The organism is Plantibacter sp. Leaf1, assembly GCF_001421315.1.
GTDB lineage: Bacteria > Actinomycetota > Actinomycetes > Actinomycetales > Microbacteriaceae > Plantibacter.
In genome coordinates this window covers 999,800-1,025,961 of sequence record NZ_LMJX01000002.1, presented here as the reverse complement: position 1 = coordinate 1,025,961, position 26,162 = coordinate 999,800, and the positions used below count along the sequence as shown (strand labels likewise).

Genomic DNA, 26,162 nt, shown 5'->3' with positions numbered 1-26,162 from the left:
TCGTTCGGCGTCAGCCGCCGAGCGCGCCGCCCATGCCGCCGGCCGCGGCGAGGAAGAAGTAGAAGAACGCCGTCACGCCCTGGACGACCGGGAAGAAGAGGACGGCGACGGCCGTCACGACGATCGTGATGATGACGGCGAGCGACACCAGGCTGACGACGCCGTTCCGTCCGGCGCTCGGAGCGTCGACGGGTTCGGCGACGAGCAGCTCGTCCATGGTCGCTTCGGTCGTGAGCATCGTTCTCCCTGGGTGTGCGGTGTTGTCGACCATACCTGCCGTGACGGGAGGAATCGTCGACTCGCCGGTGGATCGGGACATCCGATGCCCGGCGGCGTCGGATTCGCCGTTCACGAGCTCAGCGGCGGGTGGACCAGAGCGCCCAGGCGATGAGCACCGGCTGGAAGAAGAGGCGGGTGAACCGGCGGCTGTCGGTGTCGAGGCCGAACGCGTCGCGGCGGTTGATCCACTGCGACAGGTTGCCGGGGAAGATCGCGGTGAAGAACGCCGCGGCCACGTTGCCCACCAGGTTCCGCTTGACGCCCGAGGCCAGGGCTGCACCCAGGGCGATCTCGACGACGCCTGATGCCAGCACCGTGGTGTCCTCGTCGATCGGCACCCATTCCGGCACCTGCGCCTGGAAGTCCTTGCGGGCGAAGGTCAGGTGGCTGATGCCGGCGAAGACGAGGGCGCCTCCGAGCAGCAGACGGGCGGCGGTACGGGCTTTCGATCCAGCCATGCGGGGTCCTCTCGACGATGGTGATGTCACCACGCTATCCGCAGATCACGGGGACGACGCCGGTTCGGTCTGCACAGATGCTCAGCCGACGAACCTCAGCCGTCGATCTGCGAGTTCGCGTCGAGACGGTGCCAGGTGCGGTTGTGGTACACGAGTGGCGCTCCGTCGAAGCTGGGGCTGAACGCCGGCGTGGCCGGGGCTGGAGCCGCGGCGGCCGACTCGGTCCGGACCGGGTCCGCCGGCGTGTGCGTCTCCGCCTGCGTCTGCGACACACTCGACTCGAGGGCGTGCACCGCGATGACCGTGGACGTCCCCGCCTCCATGCGGTTCACGATGCGCCCGCGGATCCACACCCCGTTGCCCGTGAAGTACGGCTCACCCGTCGGGAGGCGGTCCCAGATGGAGGTGTCGGCGAACCGGTCGATCCCGCTCGTGGCGCACAGCTTCGCGATGTGGAGCTGCTCGGAGCCCAGCAAGTGGACGACGACCGTGTCGGAGGCGGTGATGGTCGGTGCGCTCGACGACAGCGACGAGACCGAGAACACGAGGAGGGGTGGCTCCGCGCTCACCGAGAAGACCGAGGTGGCCGTGAGGCCCACGGGTCCGGAACCGTCGTCCGCCGTGATGACGGACACCCCGGCCGGGTGCTGTCTGAAGGCGGCCTTGAAGTCGTCGGGGGAGAGGGACGCGAAACCGGGGGCGACCTCACCGCCGTCGACGGGGGACGGCAAGGCGGTCACGGAGGCGGCTGCCGGGTGGACTGAGCTCACGGGGGATCCTTCGAACGGCTGTGGACGGCTGGTGCGGCGTCCGATTCCGCGGACGCTGCACAGGCTACGTTTCGCTCATCCGGGAGCCACTGCAACTCTGTTACCCGGTGTGACGGCGGACGGACGGGTCCGCAGCGGACGCCGCCACTCCGGCTGCGTACGCTGGAGGGCATGCCCCTCCTCATCACACCGGACGACCTCGCAGCCCTGATCGCCTCGGAGACGCCGGTGCGTGTCCTCGACGTGCGGTGGCGACTCGACGCTCCGGACGGACGGCCCGCCTACCTCGAGGGACACCTCCCCGGCGCGGTCTACGTGGACCTCGACCACGAGCTGGCGGACCACGTGCCCACCGGACAGCAGCCGGTCGATGGCCGTCACCCGCTGCCCGCTCCCGAAGCGCTCCAGGCCGCCGCACGGTCGTGGGGGATCGACGACGGCGATGTCGTCGTGGTCTACGACGACCTGAAGAGCCTGTCGGCCGCGCGGGCCTGGTGGGTGCTGCGGAACGCCGGTGTCGCCGACGTCCGGATCCTCGACGGGGCGTTCCGGGCCTGGACGGACGCCGGACTGCCCGTCGAACGGGGCGAGGTCGTGCCGGAGCCGGGCACGGTCAGGCTGACGCCGGATGCCCTCCCGAGCATCGACATCGATGCCGCTGCCACGTGGACGCGCGACGGCGGTGTGCTGCTCGACGCCCGCGCCGGCGAGCGGTACCGCGGGGAGGTCGAACCGGTGGATCCGCGCGCCGGCCACATCCCCGGCGCGATCAACACGCCGACGACGGCGAACGTCGACGAGGACGGACGGTTCCTGTCGCCCGAAACGCTCCGCGAGCAGTTCCTCGCGGCAGGCGTGCAGGAGGGTGCGGCGGTGGCCACGTACTGCGGGAGCGGCGTGACGGCAGCGCACAACGCCGTCGCCCTCACGCTCGCCGGCTTCGAACCGGTCCTCTACCCGGGCTCGTGGAGCGAGTGGGCCAACCACCCCGAACGTCCGGTGGCGACGGGCCCCGAGGCCTGAGCGTGTGCCGCGGGCACGCTAGCCCGCGAGCACCTTCTGCAGGCGCTGCAGCGACACCGACTCGGCCGTGCCCAACTGCTGGGCGAACAGGCTGACCCGCAGCTCCTCGAGCATCCACCGCGCCTTCACGAGGTGCTCAGGCGCCTCGGCGGGCAGGGGGATCGTGCCGCCGGCCGCCTCGAACCGGGCGAGCGCCGTCTGGGCCTCGGTCATCCAGACGCGGTCGCGGTTCGGATTATCCGTCAGGCGCTCGGCGCGATAGCGGATGCCGGCGAGATAGCGCGGCAGGTGCTCGAGTCGAGCGGACCCCGTCCGGGAGACGAAGCCGGGGAACACCAGACCATCGAGCTGCCCGCGCATGTCGGTGAGGGCGGCGAGCAGGGTCATGCTCGTCGCCGCCTTCATCGCCTTCTCGGTGTCGCGCGCGGCCTGCAGGATGCGGGCGACGATCGCGACGGTCTGGAACATACGGTCCATCACCGACGCCGACACGCGGTCGCGGAGCGTCTCGTACTGCAGTTTCGAGAACACCTGGCCGTCCGGCACGACCCGGTACAGGACGTCGTCGATACAGGCGGCGAGACAGTCCTCGAAGAGCGCTGGGGTCGAACGGTACGGACTCGTCGCGAGGGCGAGCTTCTCGTTCGGCTTGAGGTGCTGCTGCACGTAGGCGGTCGGTGAGGGGATCGCGAGCAGCAGCAGCCGGCGGACACCGGACGGCATGGCGCGTGCCTGGTCGGCCTCCGTGCTCATGATCCGGATGGAGACGCTCGTGCCGTCGTCGACGATCGCGGGGTAGCCCCGGATGACGCCGTCCTCCTGCCTGATGTCGATGAATCGCGGCAGGTCGTCGAAGTCCCATCGGGTGAACCCGGAGCGCTCGATCGCGTTCGGGACCCGGGCGGCGGCGACCTTCGCGACACTCGCGCGCGTGCGCTGCTTCAACCGGTGCTGCAGTTCGACGAGGTCCTTGCCGCGGGCGAGTGCGCGCCCGCGTTCGTCGATGACCCGGAAGGTCACGAGCAGGTGCTCCGGGACACGTTCCATCTCGAAGTCCGAAGCGGAGATGTCCATGTACGACAGTCGCTTGATGGCGTTCGCGAGCCGGGTGGCGAAGGAGTCCTCGGCGGAGGGACGGTCGGCCGAGACCGCGGGGACGTCGGCCGGGAGCTCGGCGATGAGCTTCGTCGCCCAGTCGGCCGCCGGGACGATGTTGCGGCGCAGCGCCTTCGGGAGGGCCTTGATCATCGCGGTGATGAGGTCGCGCCGGAGTCCGGGGACCTGCCAGTCGAACCCGGCGGGCGAGAGCCGGTCGAGGAGGGCGAGGGGCACGATGACGGTGACGCCGTCGTCGTCGCTACCCGGCTCGAAGCGGTAGCTGAGCTTCAGTCGCTGGTCGGCCTGCACCCATTCGGCGGGGAAGCGGTCCTCGTCCACGGCTGGGGCGTCCTCGGGGAGGAGGTCCTCCTGACGCATGGTCAGCAGTTCGGGTTGCTCCGTGCGGGTCTTCCGCCACCACGACTCGAAGCCGCGCGTGGTCGAGACGTCCGCCGGCACCCGGGCGTCGTAGAAGTCGAACACGGCCTCGTCGTCGAACAGGATGTCGCGCCGGCGGGTCCGTTCCTCGAGCTCGCTGAGCTCCTTGCGCAGTCGGCGGTTCGCCCGGTGGAAGTCGAACAGCTTGTCGCGGCCGATGTCGTGCGTCCACTCGCCGTCGACGAGGGCGTGGCGCAGGAAGAGCTCGCGCGCCTGCTCCTGGTCGATGCGCCCGAACTGCACCCGACGCCGAGGCACGATGGGCACGCCGAACAGCGTCACCTTCTCGAAGGCGACGGCCGAACCCTGGTTCTTCTCCCAGTGCGGCTCGCTGTAGGAGCGCTTGCAGAGGTCGCCGGCGATCTGCTCGGCCCAGGCCGGGTCGATCGAGGCGTTGGTGCGGGCGAAGAGCCGACTCGTCTCGACCAGCTCGGCGCTCATGACGGCGTTCGGCTGCTTCTTGGCGAGCGCGGAGCCCGGGAACAGGACGAACCGCGTCTGGCGGGCGCCGATGTAGTCGCCCTTCTTGGCGGTCTTCGTCGCCGGCGGCGCCCCACGACCCTTCACGACGGGCGCGACAGTCTGGTCCTTCAACCCGATGTGGGAGAGGAGGCCGGCGAGCAGCGACTTGTGGATGCCGTCGGGGTTGACGGACGCCTCGCCGATGGTCAGGCCGAGCGGTTTCGCGAGCTGCCGGAGCTGGCGGTAGACGTCATGCCACTCGCGGACGCGCAGGTAGTTCAGGAACTCGTTCTTGCAGAGCCGGCGGAACGCGCTCGACGAGAGTTCGTCCTGCTGCTCCTCAAGGTAGTTCCAGAGGTTGAGCAGCGCGAGGAAGTCGCTCGTCGGGTCGACGAACCGGCGATGCAACTCGTCGGCCTTCTGGCGGTGTTCGAGTGGGCGCTCGCGGGGATCCTGGATGGTGAGGGCGGCGACGATCGCCAGCACCTCGCGGGAGACGCCGTGGCGTTTCGACTCGACGACCATCCGGGCGAACCGCGGGTCGATGGGGAGGCGGCTGAGGTCGCGTCCCACCCGGGTGAGGCGGGGGCCGCCGCCTCGAGCGGAGCCGTCGGCGAAGGTCCGGGTCTCGATCGCGCCGAGTTCCGCCAGGAGGTCGACGCCGTCCTTGATGCCGCGGGCGTCCGGCGGCTGCAGGAACGGGAATGCAGCGATGTCGCCCAGGCCGAGGGAGATCATCTGGAGGATGACTGCTGCGAGGTTGGTGCGGAGGATCTCGGGCTCGGTGAACTCCGGTCGCTTCGCGAAGTCCTCCTCGGAGTACAGGCGGATCGCGATGCCGTCGCTCGTGCGGCCGGAGCGCCCGGAGCGCTGGTTCGCCGATGCCTGCGAGATCGCCTCGATCGGGAGTCGCTGCACCTTCGAACGGACGCTGTAGCGGGAGATGCGGGCCGTGCCGGCGTCGATCACGTACTTGATGCCGGGGACGGTGAGGCTCGTCTCGGCGACGTTGGTCGCGAGGATGATGCGGCGGCGGAGGCCCGGCACGGAGGATGGTTGGAACACGCGGTGCTGGTCGGCCGAGGACAGGCGGCCGTAGAGCGGCAGCACCTCCGTGCCCGGCAGGTTCCGGCCGCGGATCGCGTCTGCGGCGTCGCGGATCTCGGTCTCGCCGGACAGGAAGACGAGCACGTCGCCCATCGATTCGCGGGCGAGCTCGTCGAGGGCCGCGTTGATGCCCTCGAGGTAGTCGCGGTCCGCCGATTCCGATTCCGGGGCGTCCTCGTCGTCGTCGGAGGGTTCGTCGGCCACGAGCGGGCGGTAGCGGATCTCGACGGGGTAGGTCCGGCCCGAGACCTCGACGATGGGGGCGCCGTCGAAGTGCTGCGAGAAGCTCTCCGGGTCGATCGTGGCCGAGGTGATGATGACCTTGAGATCGGGGCGCTGGGGGAGCAGCTGCTTGAGGTAGCCGAGCAGGAAGTCGATGTTCAGGCTGCGTTCGTGCGCCTCGTCGATGATGATCGTGTCGTACTTGCGGAGCAGCCGGTCGCGGTGGATCTCGTTGAGGAGGATGCCGTCGGTCATCAGCTTGATCTTCGTCGCCTTCGACGCCTGATCGGTGAAGCGCACCTGGTACCCGACGATGCCACCGAGCTCCTGGCCGAGTTCCTCGGAGATGCGCTCCGCGATGGTGCGGGCGGCGAGACGACGCGGCTGCGTGTGCCCGATCGACTCCCGACCGAGTTCGAGGCAGATCTTCGGCAGCTGCGTGGTCTTGCCCGAGCCGGTGGCCCCCGCCACGATGACCACCTGGTTCTCGGAGATGGCGCGCGCGATGTCCGCACGGGCGGCGCTCACCGGCAGCTCGGGCGGGTAGGAGATTCGGAGGTCGGACATCAGCCCTCCATCGTATCGGGCTGGGCGACGGTGAGGCCCGTTCCCGGTGGCCGAGCGGCTCGGCGACCCGGTCGAATCCCTCCGACCAGACCCGGTCACTGAGCTTGTCGACGTGCTCACGGGACGCGTCCACACCAGCGCGAGCTCGGCATCTGGAATGTCAGTGGTCCGTGGTGGACTCGATCCATGGCCGAGAGCACCACGTCCGTAGTTCGAGCTGGCGACGAGTACGCCGCGCAGCTCGCGGAGTTCTCGGACATCCACCGCCGGCGCGCGGCTCTGGACGCCGAGGAGGCCCGGCTGCTGGCCCGGTCGGCGGCCTACGCCGACGCCCTCGCCGACCCCGTGGTCCCGGCCGTGTACCCGCCCGCGGAACGGCAGGCGCTCTCCCGCCGGTCCACCTGCGCTGCCCTCGCCATGGCGACGCGAACGCCCGAGCAGACGGTCCAGCGGGCGACGAACGAAGCGGAACGCCTCGTGAACGAAGCCCCGGCCGTGCTCGCGTCACTTGAGGCGGGCCGCATCTCAGCCCGGCACGCGCAGACCATCATCGACCAACTCAGCTACGTGCCCACCGCCGGGCGGACGGCGTTCCTGGAGGCGGTGTTGCCGGTCGCGGAGCAGCTGACCAACGCCAACCTCCGGAAGCGGGCCCGCGTCCTGCGGGAGCGCCTCCACCCGGAGTCCATCACGGCGCGTGCAGCGCGCTCCGAGGCTGACCGCCGCATCGAGTTCGAGCCCGCGGGCGACGGCATGGCGTGGGTGCACCTGTTCACCACGGCGCCCATCGCGCAGGGCATCGTCGAGCGCCTCGAGAGCGCAGCGTCCGAAGCGCGTCGCGCGGGCGATCAGCGCACCAGCGGGCAGTTGCAGGCCGACGCCCTCGCCGCCCTGGCGCTCACCGGTGTCACCCCGGACGACGTCGCATCGAACCCGGTGCTTCCGCACCCGATCGAGGTGCATGAACACATCAGGCCTACCGTGCAGATCACGGTCCCGGCGCTCAGCATGGCCGGTGTCTCCGACGCACCCGCCACGCTCGATGGGTACGGTCCGATCGATCCCGAGACCGCCGTCCGCATCGCGGTCAACGCACCCAGCATGACCCGGATCCTCATCCAGCCCGAAACCGGCGCCGTCCTCTCGGTCGGTCGCGGCCAGTACCGAGTCCCCGCCGACTTGCAACGGGCAGTGCGGCTCCGAGACGGCACCTGTCGCGCACCAGGGTGTGGGCGCCGCGCGAGGGCTTGCGATTTGGATCATTCGGTCGCCTGGCAAGACGGCGGCATGACAGACGTCGGGAATCTCGCCTGCCTGTGCCGACATCATCACCGGATGAAGCACCTTCCCGGCTGGAACCTCGACCACCAACCGGACGGCGTCCTCGACTGGACCACACCCGACGGAAAACACCACCGGACAGCCCCGGACCCCGCACCGTTCTGAACTCTTGCGGTCCTTGAGCCTGTCGAGAGGTGCTCGTGCTGCAAACAGGGTTGCATCGCAGAGTGGTTTGCGTTACAAAGTAGGTATGACTTCACCGATGGAACCCACCGATGGTTCGGACGCGCTCGACCCGGCCGCCATGCTCGCTCTGCAGGAGCGACAGGCGAGCCGCGTCGACGACATCTTCACGAGGCCCACCATCGCGATCGTGTACATCTGGGGTGTCGCGTGGACCGTCGGGTTCCTCGCGCTCTGGTCGGCGAGCGACGAGAACCCCTGGTTCACCACGCCGCCGACGGTCGCCGGGTGGCTCTTCGGGATCCTGATGGTGGGCGGCATCGTCTCGTCGTCGATCATCGGCTCCCGCGTGTCGCGGGGTATCCAGGGAGCCCAGCAGGTGCAAGGGACCATGTACGGCATCGCCTGGGCGATCGGGTGCACGGCCGCGGCCGTGTTCGGCGGCGCCCTGTTCGCTGCGGGGATGGCACCCGCACTCGCCGCCATCTTCTACCCGGCCATCTACAGCCTCGTGGTCGGGCTGCTGTACCTCGCAGGTGGAGCGGTGTGGCGCGACCGCCTCATGTACGGCATGGGCATCTGGATCATCGTGGTCGGCATGGCCGCGCCGTTCTTCGGCTCGCCGGGCAACGCGCTCATCATGGCGATCGCCGGCGGAGGCGGCTTCCTCGTGTACGCGACCTTCCTCGAGGCGACCCGCCGTCGGCGTGCCCACCGATCGGCGGTGTGACCGATGGACGAACTCGACCCCCTCATCCACGCACAAGCCCGCCTGCGCATCATGTCGACGCTCGCGGCGATCGATGCCGACAGCAGCATGTCGTTCCCCCGCCTGCAGGAGATGCTCGACATGACCGCCGGAAACCTGTCCACCCACCTGCGGAAACTCGAGGACGGCGCCTATGTCCTCGTCACCAAGACCCACCGGGGACGCACTCCGGTCACCTACCTGGAACTCACCACGCTCGGGCGCCGCGCGTTCGAGGACTACATGACCGGGCTCCGAGCGATGCTCGGCGGCGCGACGGGAACGGGGACATCATGACGACCACACCACTGGCCACCCTCGAGGGCGTGACGCGACGCTACGGCGACGTGACCGCGCTGGACGACGTCGACCTCAGGATCGAGCCGGGTTCGCTCGTCGGGCTCCTCGGCCCCAACGGCGCCGGCAAGTCCACCGTGCTCTCCCTGCTGCAGGGCACGCGACGTCCGACGAGCGGCACCGTGACCCTCTTCGGTGGCGATCCCGCCCAGGCGGTCAACCGCACCCGGCTCGGATCGACCCCGCAGGAGACGGCACTCCCGCCGACGCTGCGGGTGGGCGAGGTCGTCGACTTCGTCGGACGGCACTTCGCCGACCGCGTGCCGACGGACGTCCTGGCCGAGCAGTTCGGTTTCGGCGAGCTCATCCGACGCCAGACGGGCTCGCTCTCGGGCGGCCAACAGCGGCGCCTCGCGGTCGCGCTCGCGTTCGTCGGAAAACCGCGTCTCGTGCTCCTCGACGAGCCGACGACGGGCCTCGACGTCGACGCACGCCGCACCCTCTGGGACGCGATCCGCCGGCAACGCGAGCTCGGTGCGACGATCGTCCTCACCAGCCACTACCTCGAGGAGATCGAGGCACTCGCCGAGCGTGTCGTGGTGCTGGGCGGCGGACGGGTCATCACCGATGCGCCGCTGCGCGAGGTGCTCGGGCTGGTCGGCATCCACCGGGTGCGACTCCGCAGCACCGACCCCGCGTCGGTGGAGCGGCTCGCCGGGGTCGTCCAGGCGAGCCGGGACGGGGACGCCGTCGAACTCGACGTCCGCGACGCCGACGCGTTCGTGCGCGATCTCGTCCGGTCGCAGGTCCCGTTCACCGATCTCGCCCTCCGCGGCGCGACCCTCGAGGAGGCGTTCCTGACCCTCACCGCGGACGCCCGGGCGACCGTCGGACGGAGCGCCGCCTGATGGCCACGACGCTCCAGCTCACCACCCTGCACGCCCGGTACTCCCTGCTCGAAACGGTGCGCGTCCCGATCGCGGTGATCGGCTCGCTCGTGTTCCCGGCGCTCTCGCTGTTGTTCTTCGTCGTCCCGCAGGCGCAGGTCGCCGGCGACCCCCGCATCGCGACCCAGGCGGTCATCTCCCTCATCGTCTTCGCGGTGCTCGCGAACGCCCTGTTCGGCTTCGGGCTGACCATCGCCCAGGCGAGGGAGCAGGCGTGGGATCCGTACCTCCGCACGCTCCCGGTGACGGGTGTCGCCCGGGTCCTCTCGCACCTCTGCTCGGTCGGCCTCCTCGGGTTCGCGGCCGTCGTACCGGTCGTCGTGCTCGGTGCGCTCCTGACCGCGGCCACCGCGACCCCGCTGGGACTCCTCGGCGGCGTCGTGGCGCTCATCGTGGGTGCCATGCCGTTCATGCTCCTGGGCACCGCGATCGGGTACGCCCTCCCCAGCAAGGCCGCGATCGCGGTGGTGCAGGTGGCCATGTTCTCGTTGGCCTTCGCCGGCGGACTGTTCATCCCGCCGTTCCTCTTCGCCCCGTGGCTCGACCGGTTGTCGATGTTCCTTCCGAGCCGCCAGACCCGGGAGCTCGTCGTCTGGGCGGTCCAGGGCGGCGAGTTGCCGTGGTGGTCGTGGGTCGGGGTCCTCGCGTGGACGCTCGTCCTCACCGTCGTGGTCCTCGCCCTCTACCGCCGCGACGAGGGCCGCCGCTACCGCTGAGGTCCGCCGGCACCCCGTCGCTCCGGCCGTCCCCACGTCCCGTCATACGTCGACACACGCCGTGCGCCGGTCGCCAGGCGCTCGTACGCTGACGTCCATCCCGGCCGGTCCACGGCCCCTCGACGAGCGGATGGAGCGACCCGTGTCCAGCAGCGCAGACCAGATGAACGCCGCCGACCGGCCGACCGGTGCGCGCTGATGGGAGCGCCTGTGGTGTTCGGCACCGGTCCGATCTCGGTCGACGACCTCGTGGCCGTGTCCCGCGACGACGCGATCGTTGTCCTCGACACGGCGGCGCTCGACCGCATCGGTGCGGGGCGGGCCATCGTCGACCGGCAGACGGCGGCGGTCGGAGTCGACGCGCCGGGCGCACCGTCTCGAGGCCCGGGCGTGGGGCGAGTGGCTCCGCGCACCGCGACGCTCGACGCGTCGGCGGTGGAGGAGCGTGTCGTCCATGATCGCCGTGGCGGCATCGGTCTCCCGCTGTCCGTGGACCGGGCTCGGGCGGTGGTCGCCGCCCGGCTCGCCGGATGGACGCGTGGCGCATCCGGGATCCGCCTCGAGACCGCCGTGTTCGTCGCGGAGCTCCTCAACCGTGGCGTGACCCCGGTGATCCCGTCCATCGGATCCCTCGGCGACGGCGACCAGACCCACCTCGCGCCCGTCGCGACGCTCGTGATCGGACAGGGGGAGGCGGTCCTCGCGGGCGAGCGGCTCTCCGCACGGGTCGCCCTGTCGCGGGTCGGGCTCGCACCGCTCGGCCTCGCGGTGCACGAGGCGCTCGCGTTCGTGCACCACAACGCCTACTCCCTCGGCGTCGGCGCACTCGCGCTCCACCGGCTCGGTGCGCTCAGCCGGCTGGCGGACACTACGAGCGCTCTCTCGTCGCGGGCCGGTGCGCCGTCAGGACTCGGCGAGCGAGGACCGGCGTTCGACGCGACCGTCCTCGCCGGCAGCCCGTCGGCGGGCACCCGGGCGAGCGCCGAGCGCATCGCCGAGCTGTTGGCGACGCCGGTGCGCGCGGACGGTGCGCGCGGTGAACGAGACCCGGACGGACTGCGGCTCCGGGCGACGCCGCAGATCAACGGTGCCCTCGCCGACGAGGTCACGGCGGCCGTCCTGCTCGTCGAAGCGACGCTCGCAACGGCCTCGGATGATCCGCTCGTCGATCAGGCGTCGGGTGTCCTCCGGACCGGCGGTCTGCTGCATGGCGCGCGGCTCGCCCGTGCCTTCGACGGGCTCCGCGCGGCCGTCGCGCACACCGCCGCTGCCGCCGAGCGACGGCTCGCACGCATCGACGGAGGTGAGGTCGACCACCGCGAAACCGGGCACCGGCTCGTCCCGCATCGGCTCCGGCAGTCGGCCGCGGACCTCGTCGCCGAGCTCCGCGTGCTCGCGACCCCGGTCGTCGCGACCGGCGTGCCGGACGAGGCCGCGGACGATCCTGCTTCGTTCGCCGGGACCTCCCTCCGACTGCTGGAACGCTCGACCGCCCTCCTCGCGGACGTCCTGGCGGTCGAGGCGGTCGTCGCAGCGGACGCGCTCGGTCCGGCGGAGCACGACGAGTGGTCCGTCGGGTTCTCGGTCGCCCACGCCGGCCTCCGGTCGGCTATCGAGCAGGAGCAGCATGGTCAGCAGCTCGTCGCGGCGGCGCTCGCCGCGCTCGGCGTCGACCGCTCCTGAGGGACCCGTCGGCCGGACGGTGCCGGTGCGCGCCGTCGCATGCCATGTATTTCGACACGTGTCGAGGGGGTGGGCGATGTCGGTACCCTCCGGTAGGTTCGGACCACCGACCGAGAGACGTTCAGCGAGCCACCGACCACGGCGGCGACGACCCTTGGAAGACGACCTGTCACGAACAGCCGTGCAGAGAAGAGGCATCGGTCCAGCATGATCTCCTTCGAACACGTCTCCAAGCGCTTCGACGACGGCACCCTCGCGGTCGACGACTTCTCCCTCACGATCCCGTCGCGGTCGACCACGGTCTTCGTCGGATCCTCCGGCTGCGGCAAGACCACCCTCTTGCGCATGATCAACCGCATGGTCGATCCGAGTGAGGGTCGCATCGTCATCGACGACGAGGTCGTCTCGGCGGTCGACCCCGTCCGGCTGCGTCGCCGCATCGGGTACGTCATGCAGAACTCCGGCCTGCTCCCGCACCGCACCGTGATCGACAATGTGGCCACGGTGCCCATGCTCACCGGCATCAACAAGAAGCAGGCCCGGGCGGACGCCCTCACCCTGCTCGACACCGTCGGACTCGACCGCTCGCTCGCCGACCGCTACCCGAGCCAGCTGTCCGGCGGGCAGCAGCAGCGTGTCGGCGTCGCCCGAGGCCTCGCCATCGACCCGAACATCCTCCTGATGGACGAGCCGTTCGGCGCCGTCGACCCGCTCGTGCGGGCCGAACTCCAGCGGGAGCTGCTCCGCCTGCAGCGCGACATCGCCAAGACGATCGTGTTCGTCACCCACGACATCGACGAGGCGTTCCTCCTCGGCGATCAGGTCGTCATCCTGCAGAAGGGTGGCCACATCGCCCAGGTGGGCTCGCCGGCGGAGATCGTCGCGGAGCCGGCGAACGACTTCGTCGCCCAGTTCATCGGTGCCGATCGCGGCCAGCGCACCCTGCACGTCGAGCGGGTGGGCGGACGGGACGTCGTCGTCGACGAGTCCGGGCGCCCAGCGGGTGTCCTCGGAGACCGCCGCGATCCCGGTGGGCCACAGGGCAGGGAATCGGCCGAGGGCGGCGCGTCCAGATGAACTGGGTCATCGCGAACTGGAGCATGATCTGGGAGCTCACGCTCACCCATGTGCAGTTGAGTCTTCCGCCGATCATCCTCGGGTTCCTCATCTCCCTGCCGCTCGGCTGGCTCGCCCACCGGTACCGGTGGTCGCGCGGGGTCCTGCTCACGGTGAGCGGCATCCTCTACGCGATCCCGTCGCTGCCGCTGTTCGTCCTCATGCCCTCCCTGATCGGGACGAAGATCCTCGACCCGGCGAACGTCGTCATCGCCCTGACCATCTACGCCGTGGCGCTCCTCGTGCGGACGATCGCCGACGCGCTCGACGCCGTCGACGCCGGCGTGCGGCAGTCGGCGCAGGCCGTCGGGTTCTCGACCGGCCAACGCTTCTGGCGGGTCGAGTTCCCGCTCGCCGGCCCGCTCATGCTCGCGGGCATCCGGGTGGTCTCTGCCAGCACCATCAGCCTGTTGAGCGTGGGCGCCCTCATCGGGGTCACGAACCTCGGCTACCTGTTCACCGACGGCTACAACCGCCAGTTCCCGATCGAGATCCTCACGGGTATCGTCGGGACGGTCGTCATCGCGATCGTGTTCGACGTCCTGCTCGTCCTCCTGGGGCGCCTGCTCATGCCCTGGACGCGTATCAGCTCGAAGGGGGCGATCCGTCGCCGTCGCGCCGCCACCGAGGCCCGCGAGTTGGCGACCACCGGGGGAGGAGTCGCATGATCAACTTCCTCGCCGCGTTCGCGTGGATCTTCGACCCGGAACACTGGGAGGGTCCTGGCGGCATCCCCGTCCGGGTGCTCCAGCACCTCGGCGTGACCGGCCTCACCGTCCTGATCGCCTGCCTCATCGCGATCCCGCTCGGGCTCCTCATCGGGCACACGGGCAAGGGGCGTGAGCTCGCGGTCGTCATCACCGGGTCGCTCCGCGCGCTCCCGACGCTCGGCCTGCTCTCGCTGCTCGCACTCATCACGCTCGGCTGGGGCTTCTCGAGCACGAGCCTCGTCCCCGCGATCACGGCACTCGTCGTGCTCGCCGTCCCGCCGGTCCTCGCCGGCGCGTACGGCGGTGTCGAGGCGATCGACCGACAGACCGTCGACGCCGCTCGCGCCGTCGGCATGAACGAGTGGCAGATCCTCGGCAAGGTGGAGATCCCCCTGGCGCTGCCGCTCATGATCGGTGGCGTCCGTTCGGCCGTCCTGCAGACGATCGCGACCGCGACGGTCGTGGCCTTCCTGACCAACGGCCCCGGGCTCGGCCGGTACATCCTCGACGGCCTGCCGGTGCGCGACTACGCGCAGATGCTCGCCGGATCGATCATCATCATCGTTCTCGCCCTGCTGCTGGAGGGCCTCTTCTCGCTCCTCCAGCGAGCGGTCGTCCCGCGCGGCGTCCAGGCGACTCACGCCCGCGTCGACGAGACCCGCTCGCGCGGTGCCGGCGCAGGTGCCGGCGACCGATCGACGTCACCGGACCCCGAGCTCGCAGCGGCGGAGACGAAGATGCAGACCGCAGCGCACCGCATCGAGTAGCACTCCGAACCCTCTCGGGCGCCAGCATCGCCCGAGGCACCGTCCCGCACAACGGCACCACCGTTCTCGTCCATCACAGATAGGAAACCTCATGTTCACCATTCGACAGGGTCGACGCCTCGCCGTCGGCATCGCGGCGACCGCCGCAGCAGCACTCGCCCTCAGCGCCTGCTCCGCGGGCGATCCGACCGCCGGCGAGACCGCCGCTTCCGACACCATCACCGTCGGTTCCGCCGGGTTCCCCGAGTCCGAGATCATCGCGCAGATCTACATCCAGGCGCTCGAGGCGAACGACATCAAGACCGCCGAGTCGCTCAACATCGGCGCCCGCGACGTCTACATCGCCGCCCTCGAAGACGGGTCCATCGACCTCGTCCCCGACTACAGCGGCAACCTGCTGCAGTTCTTCGACGACTCAGCGACGGCCAAGTCGAGCGACGAGGTCTACTCGGCGCTCCAGGAGGCGACTCCCAAGGGCTACGAGGTGCTCGACCAGTCGAAGGCCGAGGACAAGGACTCCTACAACGTCACCAAGGAGTTCAGTGAGGCGAACAACGTCACGAGCCTCGCCGACCTCGCGTCCCTCACCGTCCCGCTGGCCATCGGTGGGGCTCCTGAGCTCGCCGAGCGTCCGTACGGACCGAAGGGCCTGACCGAGGTCTACGGTGTCCCGGCCGACAAGCTCACCTTCGTGCCGATCAGCGACGGCGGCGGCGCGCAGACCACCGCGGCCCTGCTCGACGGCACGGTCCAGATGGCCGACATCTACACGACCACCCCGTCGATCGCCGCGAACGACTTCGTCACGCTGGAGGACCCGGAGAACCTGATCCTCCCGCAGAACGTCCTCCCGCTGATCAACTCGGACAAGGCCAGCGACAAGGTCAAGGAGGTGCTCAACGCCGTGTCGGCGGAGCTCACCACCGAAGACCTCATCGAGCTCAACGCCCGCAACCAGGGCGACGAGAAGGCGGCACCGAAGACCCTTGCGGCCGACTGGCTCAAGGACAAGAAGCTCTTCAACTAGTCCGCACCACCTCGATGGCGTCGCCCGGTCCGCCGGGCGGCGCCATCGTGCTGTTCGCGGTGAGCGCATCCGGGCGAGGCGGGATGTCCAGGGGGGCTGTGCGGCGCCCGGAGTTGGTACCGTCGGGGTATGAGTTCCGAGACCCCCGCCGAGTTCATCGCGTCCTGGACCGCCTGGCACACCGCCCGCGAGCGTTCGGTGCGCGCGCCGCACGGGATCGCCGCGCTGCGCTTCACGCACTGGCTGACCGAGGAGGCGACGCCTCTGGAAGGCGCTCCGGGCACCTGGCGTGCCGATGACACCGGCATCGTGGGCGAACGGCTCACCGGCACGGGCCTCACGACACCGAGCGGTGCGCAGATCATGACCGACCGCGTCGAGCTCGTCCACGGTGAGGAACTGCACTTCGGCGACGCCCTCCTTCGCGGCATGGAGCGCGACGGCGCCTACGCCCTCCGAGTCCTCGATCCCGAGGCTCCGACGCGCACCGCGCTCTCCGGGATCAGCGCCTTCGCCCCGGACGTCTCGTGGATCAGGCCCGCCCGATTCGTCCCCTCGCCCGGGGTGACGGTGGAGACCGAATCCATCGACGGCCACGTCACGACGGAGACGCCGGTGGGCCGGGTCGAGTTCACGCTCGGCGACGAAGCCGTGTCCTTGACCGTCACCGGCGGCCCGAACGGGCTCTGGGCGGTGTTCTCCGACGGCACGAGCGGCGACGAGACCTACCGGTTCCGGTTCATCAGCATGCCGGCGCCCACCGCAGACGGACACGTCCTCGTGGACTTCAACCGCGCCTACCTGCCGCCGTGTGCGTTCAGCGACCACTACGTGTGCCCGCTGCCCGCCCCGAACAACCGGCTCCGGTCCCGCATCACGGCGGGCGAGCAGCTGCCGCTCGGTCGATAGGGATCGGGCGACGGACCCGACATGACGAACCGGCTCGCCGGGGCGATGAGCCCGTACCTCCGCTCCCACGCCGAGCAGCCGGTCGACTGGTACCCCTGGGGGCCCGAGGCCTTCGAGGAGGCCGCCCGTCGTGACGTCCCCCTGCTCGTGTCGATCGGGTACTCGACCTGTCACTGGTGCCATGTCATGGCGCGGGAGTCCTTCGCGGACGAGCGGATCGCGGAGCTGCTCCGCCGTGACTTCGTGGCCGTCAAGGTCGATCGCGAGGAGCATCCCGACGTCGACGCGAGCTACCTCGCCGCGGCCGGGGCGTTCACCCGGGAGCTCGGCTGGCCGTTGAACGTCTTCGTGACGCCTCGCGGGCATGTGTTCCACGCCGGCACCTATTCTCCGCCGGTGCCGCTCCGGGGCCACCCGTCCTTCCCGCAGGTGCTCGAGGCGGTCCGGGTGGCGTGGACGGAGCGTCGAGAGGACGTCGTCGCCAGCGCCGACGGCCTCGCCCGCGCGATCGCCGAGGCGATGACCGCCCCTGAAGACGCGTCCGTGCCGGGGCCCGAAGACCTCGACGCCGCGGTCGCGATCATCGAGGGCCTCGAGGACCGCGACCTGGGCGGATTCGGCACCGCCCCGAAGTTCCCGATGGCGCCGGTGTTCGACGTCCTGCTCACGCCACGCGAGGGGGAGGCTGCTCGCCGCGGTGTCGACCTCGCGCAGCGCACGCTCCGGACCATGGGGGCGTCGGCGCTTCGCGACCCCGTCGAAGGCGGGTTCTTCCGGTACGCGGTCAACCGCGACTGGACCGAGCCGCACTACGAACGCATGTTGACGGACAACGCGCTGCTGCTCACCGCCTACGTGCGGGCCTGGGCGGAGCGACCGAGCCCGTGGGCCGCCACCGTCGCGACCGGGATCGCCGGCTTCCTCATCGACACCCTCCAGCAGCCGAGCGGTGGCTTCGGGTCCGCCCAGGACTCGGAGAGCGTCGTCGACGGCGTCCGGTCGGAGGGCGGCTATTACCGGCGCGACGTGCACGGCCGAGCGACGCTCGTTCCGCCCGCGGTCGACCGCAAGGTGCTGTCGGGGTGGAACGGACTCGCCATCGGGGCGTTGGCCGAGGCGTCGACGGTCCTCGACCGCCCCGAGTGGCTCGAGGCCGCCCGGTGGGCGGCCGACGCGGTCGTCGAGAACCATCTGCTGCCGGACGGCACCCTCGCGCGCGCCTCGCTCGACGAGCAGCGCTCAGGAGCGGCGGCGGCCCTCGAGGACTACGGGATGCTCGCCGCAGGGTTGGTGCGTCTTGGCCTAGCGACGGGGCAGGTGCGCTACGCGGAACTCGCCAGGGACCTCGTCGAACGATGCCTCCCGGAGGGTTCCGGGGCCGAGGCGTCAGGGGCCGGTGCGCCGACCGCTGTGGCCGGGTTCGTCCTGCCGGGCGGCGGAGACCCGGTGCTGGCCGCTCACGGCACCCGCGTGGACGGCGACCCGTCGGAGGGCGCCTACCCGTCGGGGATCTCCGCGCTCGGCCAGGCGTCGCTGCTGCTGTACCAGCTCTCGGCGGACGGTCGCTTCCGGGCGGCCGCCGAGGGCGCCGTGCGGTTCGCCGCGTCGGCGGCGCTGCGGGCACCGACCGCGTTCGGCGCGAGCCTCGGACTGGCCGCATCGCTCGCGGAACCGGCCTCGCAACTCGTCGTCGTCGCACCGGATCACGTCCGCGCCGACGAGAGCGAGGACCGGGTCACCGCCGCTCGGGCGATGCGTGACGCCGTCAGGACGCGACGCGACGCGGTGGTGACGGTGGTCACGGACCAGGAGGCCGCCGCCTGGGCTGCTGCCGGCTTCGGCCTCTTCGCCGAGCGGACGAGCCGGGACGGTCTGCCGACCGCCTATCTCTGCCACGACTTCGTGTGCCGCCTACCCGTGACGGACGTGGCAGCACTCGACCCACGGTGATCGGGTCACCCGCCGAACGACGCTGAGGCGCCCGACCCCGCCCGAGATGGCGGCGCGACTCAGCACTCGATGACGTTGACCGCGAGGCCGCCCTCGCTGGTCTCCTTGTACTTCGTCGACATGTCGACGCCGGTCTGACGCATCGTCTCGATCACGGTGTCGAGGGAGACGAGGTGCGTCCCATCACCGTGCAACGACAGCCTGGCCGCACTGACCGCCGTCGAGGAGGCGATCGCGTTCCGCTCGATGCACGGCACCTGGACGAGTCCGCCGACCGGGTCGCAGGTCAGGCCGAGGTGATGCTCCATCGCGATCTCCGCCGCGTTCTCGACCTGCCGTGGGGTGCCGCCGAGCACGGCGCACAGGGCGCCGGCCGCCATCGCGCACGCGGAGCCGACCTCCGCCTGACACCCGCCCTCCGCACCGGAGATGGAGGCGTTCGCCTTGAACAGCGACCCGATCGCGGTCGCGGTGAGCAGGTATCGGCGGATGCCGTCGAGCGACGCCCCGGGGACGAATCGCAGGTAGTAGCTGCCGACCGCCGGGATGATGCCGGCCGCCCGTTCGTCGGGGCCGTCACCACCCGTCCGCCTGAGGCGTTCTGTTCGTTGACGGCGAGGGCGAACGCGTGGAGCCACTCGGTCGGCAGCTCGCGGCCGCTCTCCGCCTCGGCCACGTCGAGTCGCTCGCGGACGGCGCGGGCGCGACGCTTGACGCCGAGGCCGCCGGGCAGCGTGCCCGTGTCCGCGAGTCCGGCCGTGACGCACTCGTGCATGGCCGCCCAGATGGCGTCGAGGCCGGCGTCGACCGCTTCCGGGGTGCGCATGGCCTCCTCGTTCCGCCTGGCGATCGCGTCGATCGGCAGTCCGCTGTCGTCGCAGATGTCGATGAGTGACTCGGCGGTCCGGAACGGCATGGGGACGGGGTGCTGGGGGAGCGCGGACGCCGGGTCGTCGCCGTCGCGCCTGATGAAACCGCCGCCCACCGAGTAGTAGGTCTCCGAGCGGACTGGTACCTCGCTCGAGCGGTCCCAGGCGGACAGGGTCAGCGCGTTCGGGTGACCGGGGAGGCGCGTCCTCGGGACGAACGAGACGTCGTCTCGGGAGAAGTCGACGGGCCTGACCCCGGCGAGGAGGAGGGTTCCGCCGTCCGGGTGCTCGCTCCAGGCGTGACGGACCTCGGCCGGGTCGCATCCCTCCGGGGTGAGTCCGCGGAGTCCGGCGACGACCGCGTCCGGGGTGCCGTGGCCGATACCGGTCGAGCCGAGCGAGCCGAAGAGCGAGCACGTGACGCGGTCGACCCGTCCGAGCAGACCGTCGCGCTCGAGACCGAGGACGAACGCCAGCGCGGCGCGCATGGGGCCGACGGTGTGCGAACTGGAGGGGCCGATGCCGACGGAGAAGAGGTCGAATGCGGACACGTATGCCGTCACTGGACGACCTCCTTCGGTACGACTGGCTCCCTCCACTCTAGGCGCGATCGGTTGCGGTCGGTCGCTGACGGCGGCTGTCGGCCCCGGTCAGCGGCCGTCAGCGCGACGTGAGTGATCGGTGAGTGCCGACGAGCACACTCGTGTCCGGGTCGCCCACCGGCGGTTCGCCACGAATCGAAAGGCATCCGCATGAGCATCCGCTCCGACTGGGCGATCGAGGCCCACGGCCTCGTGAAGACCTTCGGCGACAACCGAGCGGTCGACGGCGTCGACCTCTCCGTCAGGACCGGCACCGTCTACGGCGTCCTCGGCCCGAACGGCGCCGGGAAGACCACCACCATCAGCATGCTCGCGACGCTCCTCCGTCCCGACGCGGGCAGCGCGACCATCTTCGGCCACGACATCCAGCGCGAATCGCAGGTGGTCCGCCAGCTCATCGGCGTGACTGCGCAGTTCGCCTCGGTGGACGAGAACCTCTCCGCGACCGAGAACCTCGTCATCTTCTCGCGGCTCCTCGGCCTCGGTCGTGCCGAGGCGAAGCGCAAGAGCGCCGAGCTCCTCGAGGAGTTCGGACTGAGCGAGGCGGCGGCTCGTCCGCTGAAGAAGTTCTCCGGCGGCATGCGGCGTCGGCTCGACCTCGCCGCGAGCCTCATCGCGCAACCGCCGCTCATCTTCCTCGACGAACCGACCACCGGCCTCGACCCGCGGACGAGGGCGCAGATGTGGGACACCATCCGACGCCTCGTGGCGACCGGGTCGACGGTGCTGCTCACGACCCAGTACCTCGACGAAGCCGACCAGTTGGCCGATCGCATCGCGGTCATCGACCGAGGTCTCGTCGTCGCCGAGGGGACGTCCGACGAACTGAAGGCCTCCGTGGGGGAGTCGTCGCTGCAACTGCGACTGTCGGATCCGGCCGACCTCGAGGACGCCCGACGCGTCATCACGGAGGTGCTCCGGGTGGAGACGGTCGTCTCGCCCGAGGCGACCCGCATCACGGCGCCCATGCGCGACCCCGACGCCGTCACCGACCTCTTCATCACCCTCCGTGAAGCCGGGATCCGGCTCGCGGAGATGAGTGTCCAGAAGCCGACGCTCGACGAGGTCTTCCTCACTCTCACCGGACACGGCGTCGAGGCCGACGACGCCGGCGCCACGTCCGACACCGATTCCTTCGACACCGCAGAGCAGGTCCACGCATGAGCACGATCACCATCACCCCCGGCACAGACCGGTCCCTCCGGAACCACGTCAGCCTGTCGCAGACGGTCCGCAACTCCTTCACCATGGCGTACCGCGGACTGCTCAAGATCAAACGGACGCCGGAGCAGCTGATCGACGTGACGATCCAGCCGATCATCTTCACCCTGATGTTCACCTACATCTTCGGCGGCGCGATCGCCGGCGACGTGGCGAGCTACCTCCCGATCATCATCCCCGGCATCCTCGTGCAGACCGTCATCACGACCTCGGTCGTGACCGGGATCCAGCTGCGCGAGGACATGGACAAGGGCGTGTTCGACCGCTTCAAGTCGATGCCCATCGCCCGGATCGCGCCGTTGGCGGGTGCGCTCCTGGCCGACACCGTGCGGTACACGATCGCGACCACGCTCACCTTCGCCATGGGGTTCGTCATGGGCTACCGGCCGGAAGGTGGCCTCGGCTTCGTGGTGGTCGCCGGTCTGCTCGTCATCGTCTGCGCCTGGGCCATCAGCTGGATCTTCGCGTTCTTCGGCGTCATCGCCCGGAGCGCCAGCAGCGTGCAGGGCATCTCCTTCCTGGTGCTGTTCCCGCTCACGTTCCTCTCGAACGCGTTCGTGAACCCGGACACGATGCCATCGTTCCTCCAGGGCTTCGTCGCCGTGAACCCGGTCTCGCACCTCGTCACCGCCGTCCGCGACCTCGCGAACACGGGCACCTTCGGCTCGGACGCCTGGCTCGCGCTCCTCGGTGCCGCGGTCATCGTCGCGGTGTTCGCGCCGCTGACGGTGCGGGCGTACATGCGCCGCGCCTGAGATCGGCTCCGACGGTCGGTCAGCGCGCCGCCAGGACCCGGCTGCCCAGCAGCTCGAGGGCCCTGGCGGCGCTCTCGTTCGCGGACCGGCGGGCGACCCGTGCGGCGATGGCCGTGTCATCGACAGCGCTCAGGAAGACGGTCGCGTCCGGTTCATGCAGGCGGCGGACGAGTGACGGGATGTCCTGCCGGGACGCGAGCCCGGCGGCGAGAGCGACGAGCTCCGCGCCGACCACCCGGACGTCGTCCTCGTCCGCACGCAGGTACCAGCTGCCGAGGGCGAGGACGGTGGCGCCGAGGACGGGGCGGTCGAACCGTTCCGGCAGCAGGCGGCCGAGCGCGACCGTCCGGGTCCGGATCCGGCGGGCCAGACGCCCGTGGACCTCGGAGGACGTGGTCCCGTCGAGCACGGCCGCAGCGAGGGCGGCGGAGGCGACGAGCGCGAACCAGGGCGAGCGGCGGGACTCACCACCGCTGAAGGCCCCGAGCGCGCGGCCGTAGAGCTCGGTGCCGCGTCGGCTGTCGCCCTGGGCGCGGGCGATCTCGGCGAGACCCGCCCACACGATCGACTCGCGTTCGGGGATCGGCGTGAAGCCCGTCGACGGCGTCTCATCGGTGAGGAAGCGGTCGAGGACCGCGGTCGCCGACGCGTAGTCGCCCCGGCCGATGTCGCCGAGCGCGATGAGCCAGTCCAGCTGGCGGAGGTCGGCCTCGGCGCCGATCGCTTCGAGGCCGGTGGCCGCCAACCCGGCCCAGTGGAGGGCGGACTCGGATTCGGCGTTCTGGCTGTGCAACTGCGCCAGCATGTGAGCGCTCATCGCAGCTCCCCAGACGTCGCCGATCGACACGGAGAGTTCGTTCGCCCGGAGCGCGGCCACCTCTGCTGATGCCGGATCACCCTCGTTCTCGGCCATCTGCGCCGCGAGGAGGTTGCCGACGTTGGCGACCCGAGGGTCGGGTGAGGTCCGGAACGACTGCATGAGGTCCACCGACCGATCAGCGCGTCCTGCGGCGAGCATGAGCCCGACGAGCGCGCGCATCCGCGGGTGCTCCGTCCGATGCACGCGTTCGACGCGGCGGAGCGCCCCGATCGCGCGGGCCGACGTCCGGACGTCGGTGGTGAGGAAGGTCACCGCGATGATCGCGAACGCGACCGCCGGGGCGTCGCCGGTCACCGAGCCGGCGTCCTGGCGTCGGAGCACGGCGAGGACCGGCTCACCGAACGCGAGCACCTCCTGATGGGCGCTCCGGAAGGTCCAGAACACCGCGAGCGCGGCGAACAGCGGGCCGACGACGTCTGCCCGGTCGTCGGCGAGGGCCTGTCGCAGGATGCTCACGAGGGTGTCCTGTTCGAGGGCGAGGATCGCGAAGGCGTCGAGTTGCTCGGCCCCGTGCATGCGCGGCTGTGTCGCGTCGGCGAGGGTGATCGCCCACCGCCGCATGGCGTCCACGACCACCGCATCCTCGCCGGCGTCCTGCATCGCGATCATCCCGAACTCGCGGACCGTCTCGAGCATCCGGAATCGGAGCGACCCGGTCGCCGGGTCGTCCCGGACGGTCAGGAGCGATTGTCCGACGAGCGCGTCGAGGGCGTCGGCGACGTCGTCGACCTCCGGGGCGACGGCGCCGGCCGCGTCGATGCCGAACCCGTCCGGGAATCGCGATGTGCGACGCAGGACCGTCCGCTCACGCTCGCCGAGGAGGTTCCAACTCCATTCGATGACCGCGTGGAGGGTCTGGTGACGCTCGGGCGCGCTGCGGGAGCCGGTGGTCAGCAGGGCGAAACGGTTCCCGAGCCGCCGTTCCACCTCCTCCACGGACATGGAGCGGGTGCGCGCCGCCGCCAGCTCGATCGCGAGGGGGAGCCCGTCCAGAGCGGCGCACAGTCGTGCCGCGGTCTCGAGCGGGATGTGGACGCCCGGGCGGGCGGCGCGAGCTCGTTCGATGAACAGGCGCACCGCCGGGCCGACCTCGTTCGGGTCGTCACCGTCGGTGTGGCCGGCACCGAGCGGTTCGAGCTGGTAGACGTGCTCGGCCGTGATCGACAGCGGGCTGCGGCTGGTCGCGAGGACGCGGAGGCCCGTCGTCCAGTCGAGGACGTCGGCGATCCACCGGGCCGCTGCGTCCACGAGGTGTTCGCAGTTGTCCATGACGAGCAGCGTGGGACGTTCGGACAGCCGCGCGACGATGCGCTCATGCAGGTCCACGGGCAGGGCGGCGAAGGCCTCGCCGAGGCGCCGGGAGCCGGTGACGTCCCGGATGCCGAGGGCGGTGGCCACCGCGAGCGGGAGGTCCTCCGCATCCCGGATGCTGGCGAGCTCCACGAAGACGACACCCGGTGTGGACGCCGACGCGCGGCGGGCGACCTCCTGGGCCAGGCGGGTCTTGCCGAGTCCACCCGGGCCGAGGATCGTCGTCATCCGCACCTCGGCGACCAGCTCCCGGATCGCCTCCAGGTCGGCCTCCCGTCCGATGAGCTCGTTCGGCGGCGTGCGGAGCCCCAGGACGAGGCGGTCGGTGCGTTCCTGGGGTGGAGGCGGCGCTCCGTGAGCGGAGGCCGCGGTCGCCGGCTGATCGGTGCCCTCCTGCAGCAGGGAGGTGTGGGCGGCGACGAGGGCGTTCGCCGGATCCGTCCCGAGCTCGTCCCGCAGGTGGCGCCGGTGGTCCGAGAACAGGCGCATCGCGTCGGCGCGTCGGCCGCACTGCGCGTAGGCGTTGAAGAGCATCAGGTGCGTCGCATCGTCGAGCGGTGCCGCTGCGGCGAGCGACTCCAGATCGCTGATCACGGCGACACCCTCGCCCACGTCGATCCGGCTCTGCGCCCTGACCCGGCGCAGCTCGTCCTGCAGTCGCGCCCCACGGCCGGAGAGCTCCTCGGCGAGCGGTGGGTCGAGCTCGGCGCCGGGGTCACCGGTCCAGAGCTGTAAGGCCTCCTGCGAGAGCTGCGCGGCAGCACGCGGGTCGGCGCCTCGCACCGCCGTCGACGCGGCGTCCGCGAGGGCGGAGGCGGCGCCGAGGTCGACGTCGTCCGCGCCGGCCGTGAGCCGGTAGCCGGCGGCCGACGACTCGATGAGTCCTGGTACGGCGACGGCTCGCACCCGGGACACGAGGGTCTGCAGGGCCGCCTTCGCACCGACCGGCGGGGCGTCGTCCCAGAGCGCGTCGATGAGGGCCGTCGTCGACACGGACCGGCCCTCCGCGAGGGCGAGCGCGGCCACGAGGGCTTTGGCGCGGCGCCCACCCGGTTCGACCAGCCCACCGGCACGACCCTCGACGCGGATGGGACCGAGCACGGTCACTCGAGGCGTGGACGCGGGCACCTGTCGAGCATACCCAGCGGGCGGGACGGCTACCGCAGGGTCTTGCGGGCGGTGATCTGCCCGGTGTCGAAGCCCAGCAGGTGCAGGCCTCCGTGGAAGCGGGCGTGCTCCACCTTGATGCAGCGGTCCATCACGACGTTCAGGCCCTTCGACTCGCCGTACTCGGCTGCCTCCTGGTTCCAGATGCCGAGCTGGACCCAGACGGTGGGGGCGCCGACGGCGACGACCTCGTCGATGACCTGCGGGATGTCGCTCGCCTTCCGGAACACGTCGACGATGTCGGGAACCTCGGGGAGCGACGCGAGGTCGGGGTACGCGGGCTGCCCGAGGATCTCGGTCGCGTTCGGGTTGACGAAGTAGATGCGGAAGTCGCTCGACTGCTGCAGGTAGGTGCCCACGAAGTACGAGGAGCGCGCGGGATTGGGGGAGGCGCCCACGATGGCGACGGACTTCGCGTCACGGAGCAGCTTGAGGCGGGCCTTGGCGTCCGGTCCGACCCAGGTGCGCTGGGATCGCAGGAGCTTCGCGAGCGGCGAGCTCGCCGGCAGCGAGCAGGTGAGCCCGTTGGTGAGCCGGACGGTCTCCGTCGCGTCCTGCCCGGTCACGGTCTCGTCCTGCCCGGTCACGGTCTCGCCCTG

General features: G+C 70.8%; 21 protein-coding genes and 1 pseudogene. 15 read left to right on the top strand and 7 right to left on the bottom strand.

What is annotated here, in order from left to right; translation table 11 throughout:
• Window positions 1–10 precede the first annotated feature (10 nt).
• From ASE44_RS07030 to ASE44_RS07020, 3 genes are all read right to left on the bottom strand, one after another.
• On the bottom strand, window positions 11–238 hold the full coding sequence (locus tag ASE44_RS07030) for a hypothetical protein (RefSeq protein WP_157579816.1): 228 nt from the start codon (window positions 236–238) through the stop codon (window positions 11–13).
• Between the two features lie 118 nt (window positions 239–356).
• Window positions 357–737, bottom strand: a complete 381-nt coding sequence (locus ASE44_RS07025; protein WP_056007606.1) for a DoxX family membrane protein — start codon at window positions 735–737, stop codon at window positions 357–359.
• A 95-nt stretch (window positions 738–832) separates the two neighbouring features.
• The gene (locus ASE44_RS07020; protein WP_369817201.1) at window positions 833–1,468 is read right to left on the bottom strand and encodes a flavin reductase family protein; all 636 of its coding nucleotides are present in this window, start codon (window positions 1,466–1,468) and stop codon (window positions 833–835) included.
• 210 nt (window positions 1,469–1,678) lie between these two features.
• On the opposite strand from ASE44_RS07020, the gene ASE44_RS07015 reads away from it, so the two are divergent.
• The gene (locus tag ASE44_RS07015) at window positions 1,679–2,530 is read left to right on the top strand and encodes a sulfurtransferase (protein WP_056778504.1); all 852 of its coding nucleotides are present in this window, start codon (window positions 1,679–1,681) and stop codon (window positions 2,528–2,530) included.
• A gap of 18 nt (window positions 2,531–2,548) precedes the next feature.
• Here the strand turns inward: ASE44_RS07015 and hrpA are convergent, their stop codons facing one another.
• Complete coding sequence (gene hrpA, locus ASE44_RS07010) at window positions 2,549–6,424, bottom strand: ATP-dependent RNA helicase HrpA (protein WP_056778502.1); 3,876 nt, start codon at window positions 6,422–6,424, stop codon at window positions 2,549–2,551.
• A 186-nt stretch (window positions 6,425–6,610) separates the two neighbouring features.
• Here hrpA and ASE44_RS07005 point away from each other — a divergent pair, with 186 nt between their 5' ends.
• The 12 genes from ASE44_RS07005 (at window position 6,611) to ASE44_RS06950 (ending at window position 18,758) form a co-directional block, all read left to right on the top strand.
• The gene (locus tag ASE44_RS07005; RefSeq protein ID WP_056778499.1) at window positions 6,611–7,870 is read left to right on the top strand and encodes an HNH endonuclease signature motif containing protein; all 1,260 of its coding nucleotides are present in this window, start codon (window positions 6,611–6,613) and stop codon (window positions 7,868–7,870) included.
• 85 nt (window positions 7,871–7,955) lie between these two features.
• Window positions 7,956–8,618, top strand: coding sequence for a hypothetical protein (locus ASE44_RS07000; RefSeq protein ID WP_157579815.1), 663 nt, complete (start codon window positions 7,956–7,958; stop codon window positions 8,616–8,618).
• Window positions 8,619–8,621: 3 nt separating this feature from the next.
• Window positions 8,622–8,933 (top strand): transcriptional regulator, encoded by a 312-nt coding sequence (locus tag ASE44_RS06995; RefSeq protein WP_056007592.1) that lies wholly within the window; start codon window positions 8,622–8,624, stop codon window positions 8,931–8,933.
• Window positions 8,930–9,841 (top strand): ABC transporter ATP-binding protein, encoded by a 912-nt coding sequence (locus tag ASE44_RS06990; RefSeq protein ID WP_056778496.1) that lies wholly within the window; start codon window positions 8,930–8,932, stop codon window positions 9,839–9,841. Before ASE44_RS06995 ends, ASE44_RS06990 begins: the two co-directional genes overlap by 4 nt.
• Entirely contained in the window at window positions 9,841–10,596 is a 756-nt protein-coding gene (locus tag ASE44_RS06985; RefSeq protein ID WP_056778494.1) for an ABC transporter permease, read from the top strand. The genes ASE44_RS06990 and ASE44_RS06985 overlap by 1 nt, the downstream gene beginning before the upstream one ends.
• A 198-nt stretch (window positions 10,597–10,794) precedes the next feature.
• The gene (locus ASE44_RS06980) at window positions 10,795–12,279 is read left to right on the top strand and encodes an aromatic amino acid lyase (RefSeq protein ID WP_056778493.1); all 1,485 of its coding nucleotides are present in this window, start codon (window positions 10,795–10,797) and stop codon (window positions 12,277–12,279) included.
• A 207-nt stretch (window positions 12,280–12,486) separates the two neighbouring features.
• A complete protein-coding gene (locus ASE44_RS06975) occupies window positions 12,487–13,356 on the top strand; it encodes an ABC transporter ATP-binding protein (protein WP_056007581.1) in 870 nt (289 codons plus the stop codon).
• The gene (locus ASE44_RS06970) at window positions 13,353–14,063 is read left to right on the top strand and encodes an ABC transporter permease (protein ID WP_056778490.1); all 711 of its coding nucleotides are present in this window, start codon (window positions 13,353–13,355) and stop codon (window positions 14,061–14,063) included. The genes ASE44_RS06975 and ASE44_RS06970 overlap by 4 nt, the downstream gene beginning before the upstream one ends.
• Window positions 14,060–14,872 (top strand): ABC transporter permease, encoded by an 813-nt coding sequence (locus ASE44_RS06965; RefSeq protein WP_082455878.1) that lies wholly within the window; start codon window positions 14,060–14,062, stop codon window positions 14,870–14,872. The genes ASE44_RS06970 and ASE44_RS06965 overlap by 4 nt, the downstream gene beginning before the upstream one ends.
• Window positions 14,873–14,963: 91 nt before the next feature.
• Complete coding sequence (locus tag ASE44_RS06960) at window positions 14,964–15,899, top strand: ABC transporter substrate-binding protein (protein ID WP_056007572.1); 936 nt, start codon at window positions 14,964–14,966, stop codon at window positions 15,897–15,899.
• A gap of 129 nt (window positions 15,900–16,028) precedes the next feature.
• Window positions 16,029–16,808 carry a DUF1684 domain-containing protein gene (locus tag ASE44_RS06955; protein WP_056778486.1) on the top strand — a complete coding sequence of 260 codons (780 nt, stop codon included), beginning with the start codon at window positions 16,029–16,031 and terminating at the stop codon, window positions 16,806–16,808.
• Between the two features lie 21 nt (window positions 16,809–16,829).
• On the top strand, window positions 16,830–18,758 hold the full coding sequence (locus ASE44_RS06950) for a thioredoxin domain-containing protein (protein ID WP_056778483.1): 1,929 nt from the start codon (window positions 16,830–16,832) through the stop codon (window positions 18,756–18,758).
• A 59-nt stretch (window positions 18,759–18,817) separates the two neighbouring features.
• Here ASE44_RS06950 and ASE44_RS06945 read toward each other — a convergent pair.
• A pseudogene (locus ASE44_RS06945) lies at window positions 18,818–20,190 on the bottom strand (L-serine ammonia-lyase).
• Between the two features lie 189 nt (window positions 20,191–20,379).
• Between ASE44_RS06945 and ASE44_RS06940 the strand changes: the two are divergent.
• Together ASE44_RS06940 and ASE44_RS06935 are read left to right on the top strand one after the other, a co-directional pair.
• Window positions 20,380–21,393 carry an ATP-binding cassette domain-containing protein gene (locus ASE44_RS06940; RefSeq protein WP_056778480.1) on the top strand — a complete coding sequence of 338 codons (1,014 nt, stop codon included), beginning with the start codon at window positions 20,380–20,382 and terminating at the stop codon, window positions 21,391–21,393.
• Complete coding sequence (locus ASE44_RS06935) at window positions 21,390–22,205, top strand: ABC transporter permease (protein WP_056778477.1); 816 nt, start codon at window positions 21,390–21,392, stop codon at window positions 22,203–22,205. The genes ASE44_RS06940 and ASE44_RS06935 overlap by 4 nt, the downstream gene beginning before the upstream one ends.
• A 19-nt stretch (window positions 22,206–22,224) precedes the next feature.
• Here the strand turns inward: ASE44_RS06935 and ASE44_RS06930 are convergent, their stop codons facing one another.
• Both ASE44_RS06930 and ASE44_RS06925 read right to left on the bottom strand, forming a co-directional pair.
• Entirely contained in the window at window positions 22,225–25,524 is a 3,300-nt protein-coding gene (locus tag ASE44_RS06930; protein WP_082455877.1) for a BTAD domain-containing putative transcriptional regulator, read from the bottom strand.
• A 29-nt stretch (window positions 25,525–25,553) separates the two neighbouring features.
• Window positions 25,554–26,072 (bottom strand): CoA-binding protein, encoded by a 519-nt coding sequence (locus tag ASE44_RS06925; protein ID WP_056780922.1) that lies wholly within the window; start codon window positions 26,070–26,072, stop codon window positions 25,554–25,556.
• Window positions 26,073–26,162: the final 90 nt, after the last annotated feature.

Coding starts and splice junctions, on each gene's coding strand:
- ASE44_RS07030 (WP_157579816.1), bottom strand. CDS start 238: ATGCTCACGACCGAAGCGACCATGGACGAGCTGCTCGTCGCCGAACCC.
- ASE44_RS07025 (WP_056007606.1), bottom strand. CDS start 737: ATGGCTGGATCGAAAGCCCGTACCGCCGCCCGTCTGCTGCTCGGAGGC.
- ASE44_RS07015 (WP_056778504.1), top strand. CDS start 1,679: ATGCCCCTCCTCATCACACCGGACGACCTCGCAGCCCTGATCGCCTCG.
- hrpA (WP_056778502.1), bottom strand. CDS start 6,424: ATGTCCGACCTCCGAATCTCCTACCCGCCCGAGCTGCCGGTGAGCGCC.
- ASE44_RS07005 (WP_056778499.1), top strand. CDS start 6,611: ATGGCCGAGAGCACCACGTCCGTAGTTCGAGCTGGCGACGAGTACGCC.
- ASE44_RS07000 (WP_157579815.1), top strand. CDS start 7,956: ATGACTTCACCGATGGAACCCACCGATGGTTCGGACGCGCTCGACCCG.
- ASE44_RS06995 (WP_056007592.1), top strand. CDS start 8,622: ATGGACGAACTCGACCCCCTCATCCACGCACAAGCCCGCCTGCGCATC.
- ASE44_RS06990 (WP_056778496.1), top strand. CDS start 8,930: ATGACGACCACACCACTGGCCACCCTCGAGGGCGTGACGCGACGCTAC.
- ASE44_RS06985 (WP_056778494.1), top strand. CDS start 9,841: ATGGCCACGACGCTCCAGCTCACCACCCTGCACGCCCGGTACTCCCTG.
- ASE44_RS06980 (WP_056778493.1), top strand. CDS start 10,795: ATGGGAGCGCCTGTGGTGTTCGGCACCGGTCCGATCTCGGTCGACGAC.
- ASE44_RS06975 (WP_056007581.1), top strand. CDS start 12,487: ATGATCTCCTTCGAACACGTCTCCAAGCGCTTCGACGACGGCACCCTC.
- ASE44_RS06970 (WP_056778490.1), top strand. CDS start 13,353: ATGAACTGGGTCATCGCGAACTGGAGCATGATCTGGGAGCTCACGCTC.
- ASE44_RS06965 (WP_082455878.1), top strand. CDS start 14,060: ATGATCAACTTCCTCGCCGCGTTCGCGTGGATCTTCGACCCGGAACAC.
- ASE44_RS06960 (WP_056007572.1), top strand. CDS start 14,964: ATGTTCACCATTCGACAGGGTCGACGCCTCGCCGTCGGCATCGCGGCG.
- ASE44_RS06955 (WP_056778486.1), top strand. CDS start 16,029: ATGAGTTCCGAGACCCCCGCCGAGTTCATCGCGTCCTGGACCGCCTGG.
- ASE44_RS06950 (WP_056778483.1), top strand. CDS start 16,830: ATGACGAACCGGCTCGCCGGGGCGATGAGCCCGTACCTCCGCTCCCAC.
- ASE44_RS06940 (WP_056778480.1), top strand. CDS start 20,380: ATGAGCATCCGCTCCGACTGGGCGATCGAGGCCCACGGCCTCGTGAAG.
- ASE44_RS06935 (WP_056778477.1), top strand. CDS start 21,390: ATGAGCACGATCACCATCACCCCCGGCACAGACCGGTCCCTCCGGAAC.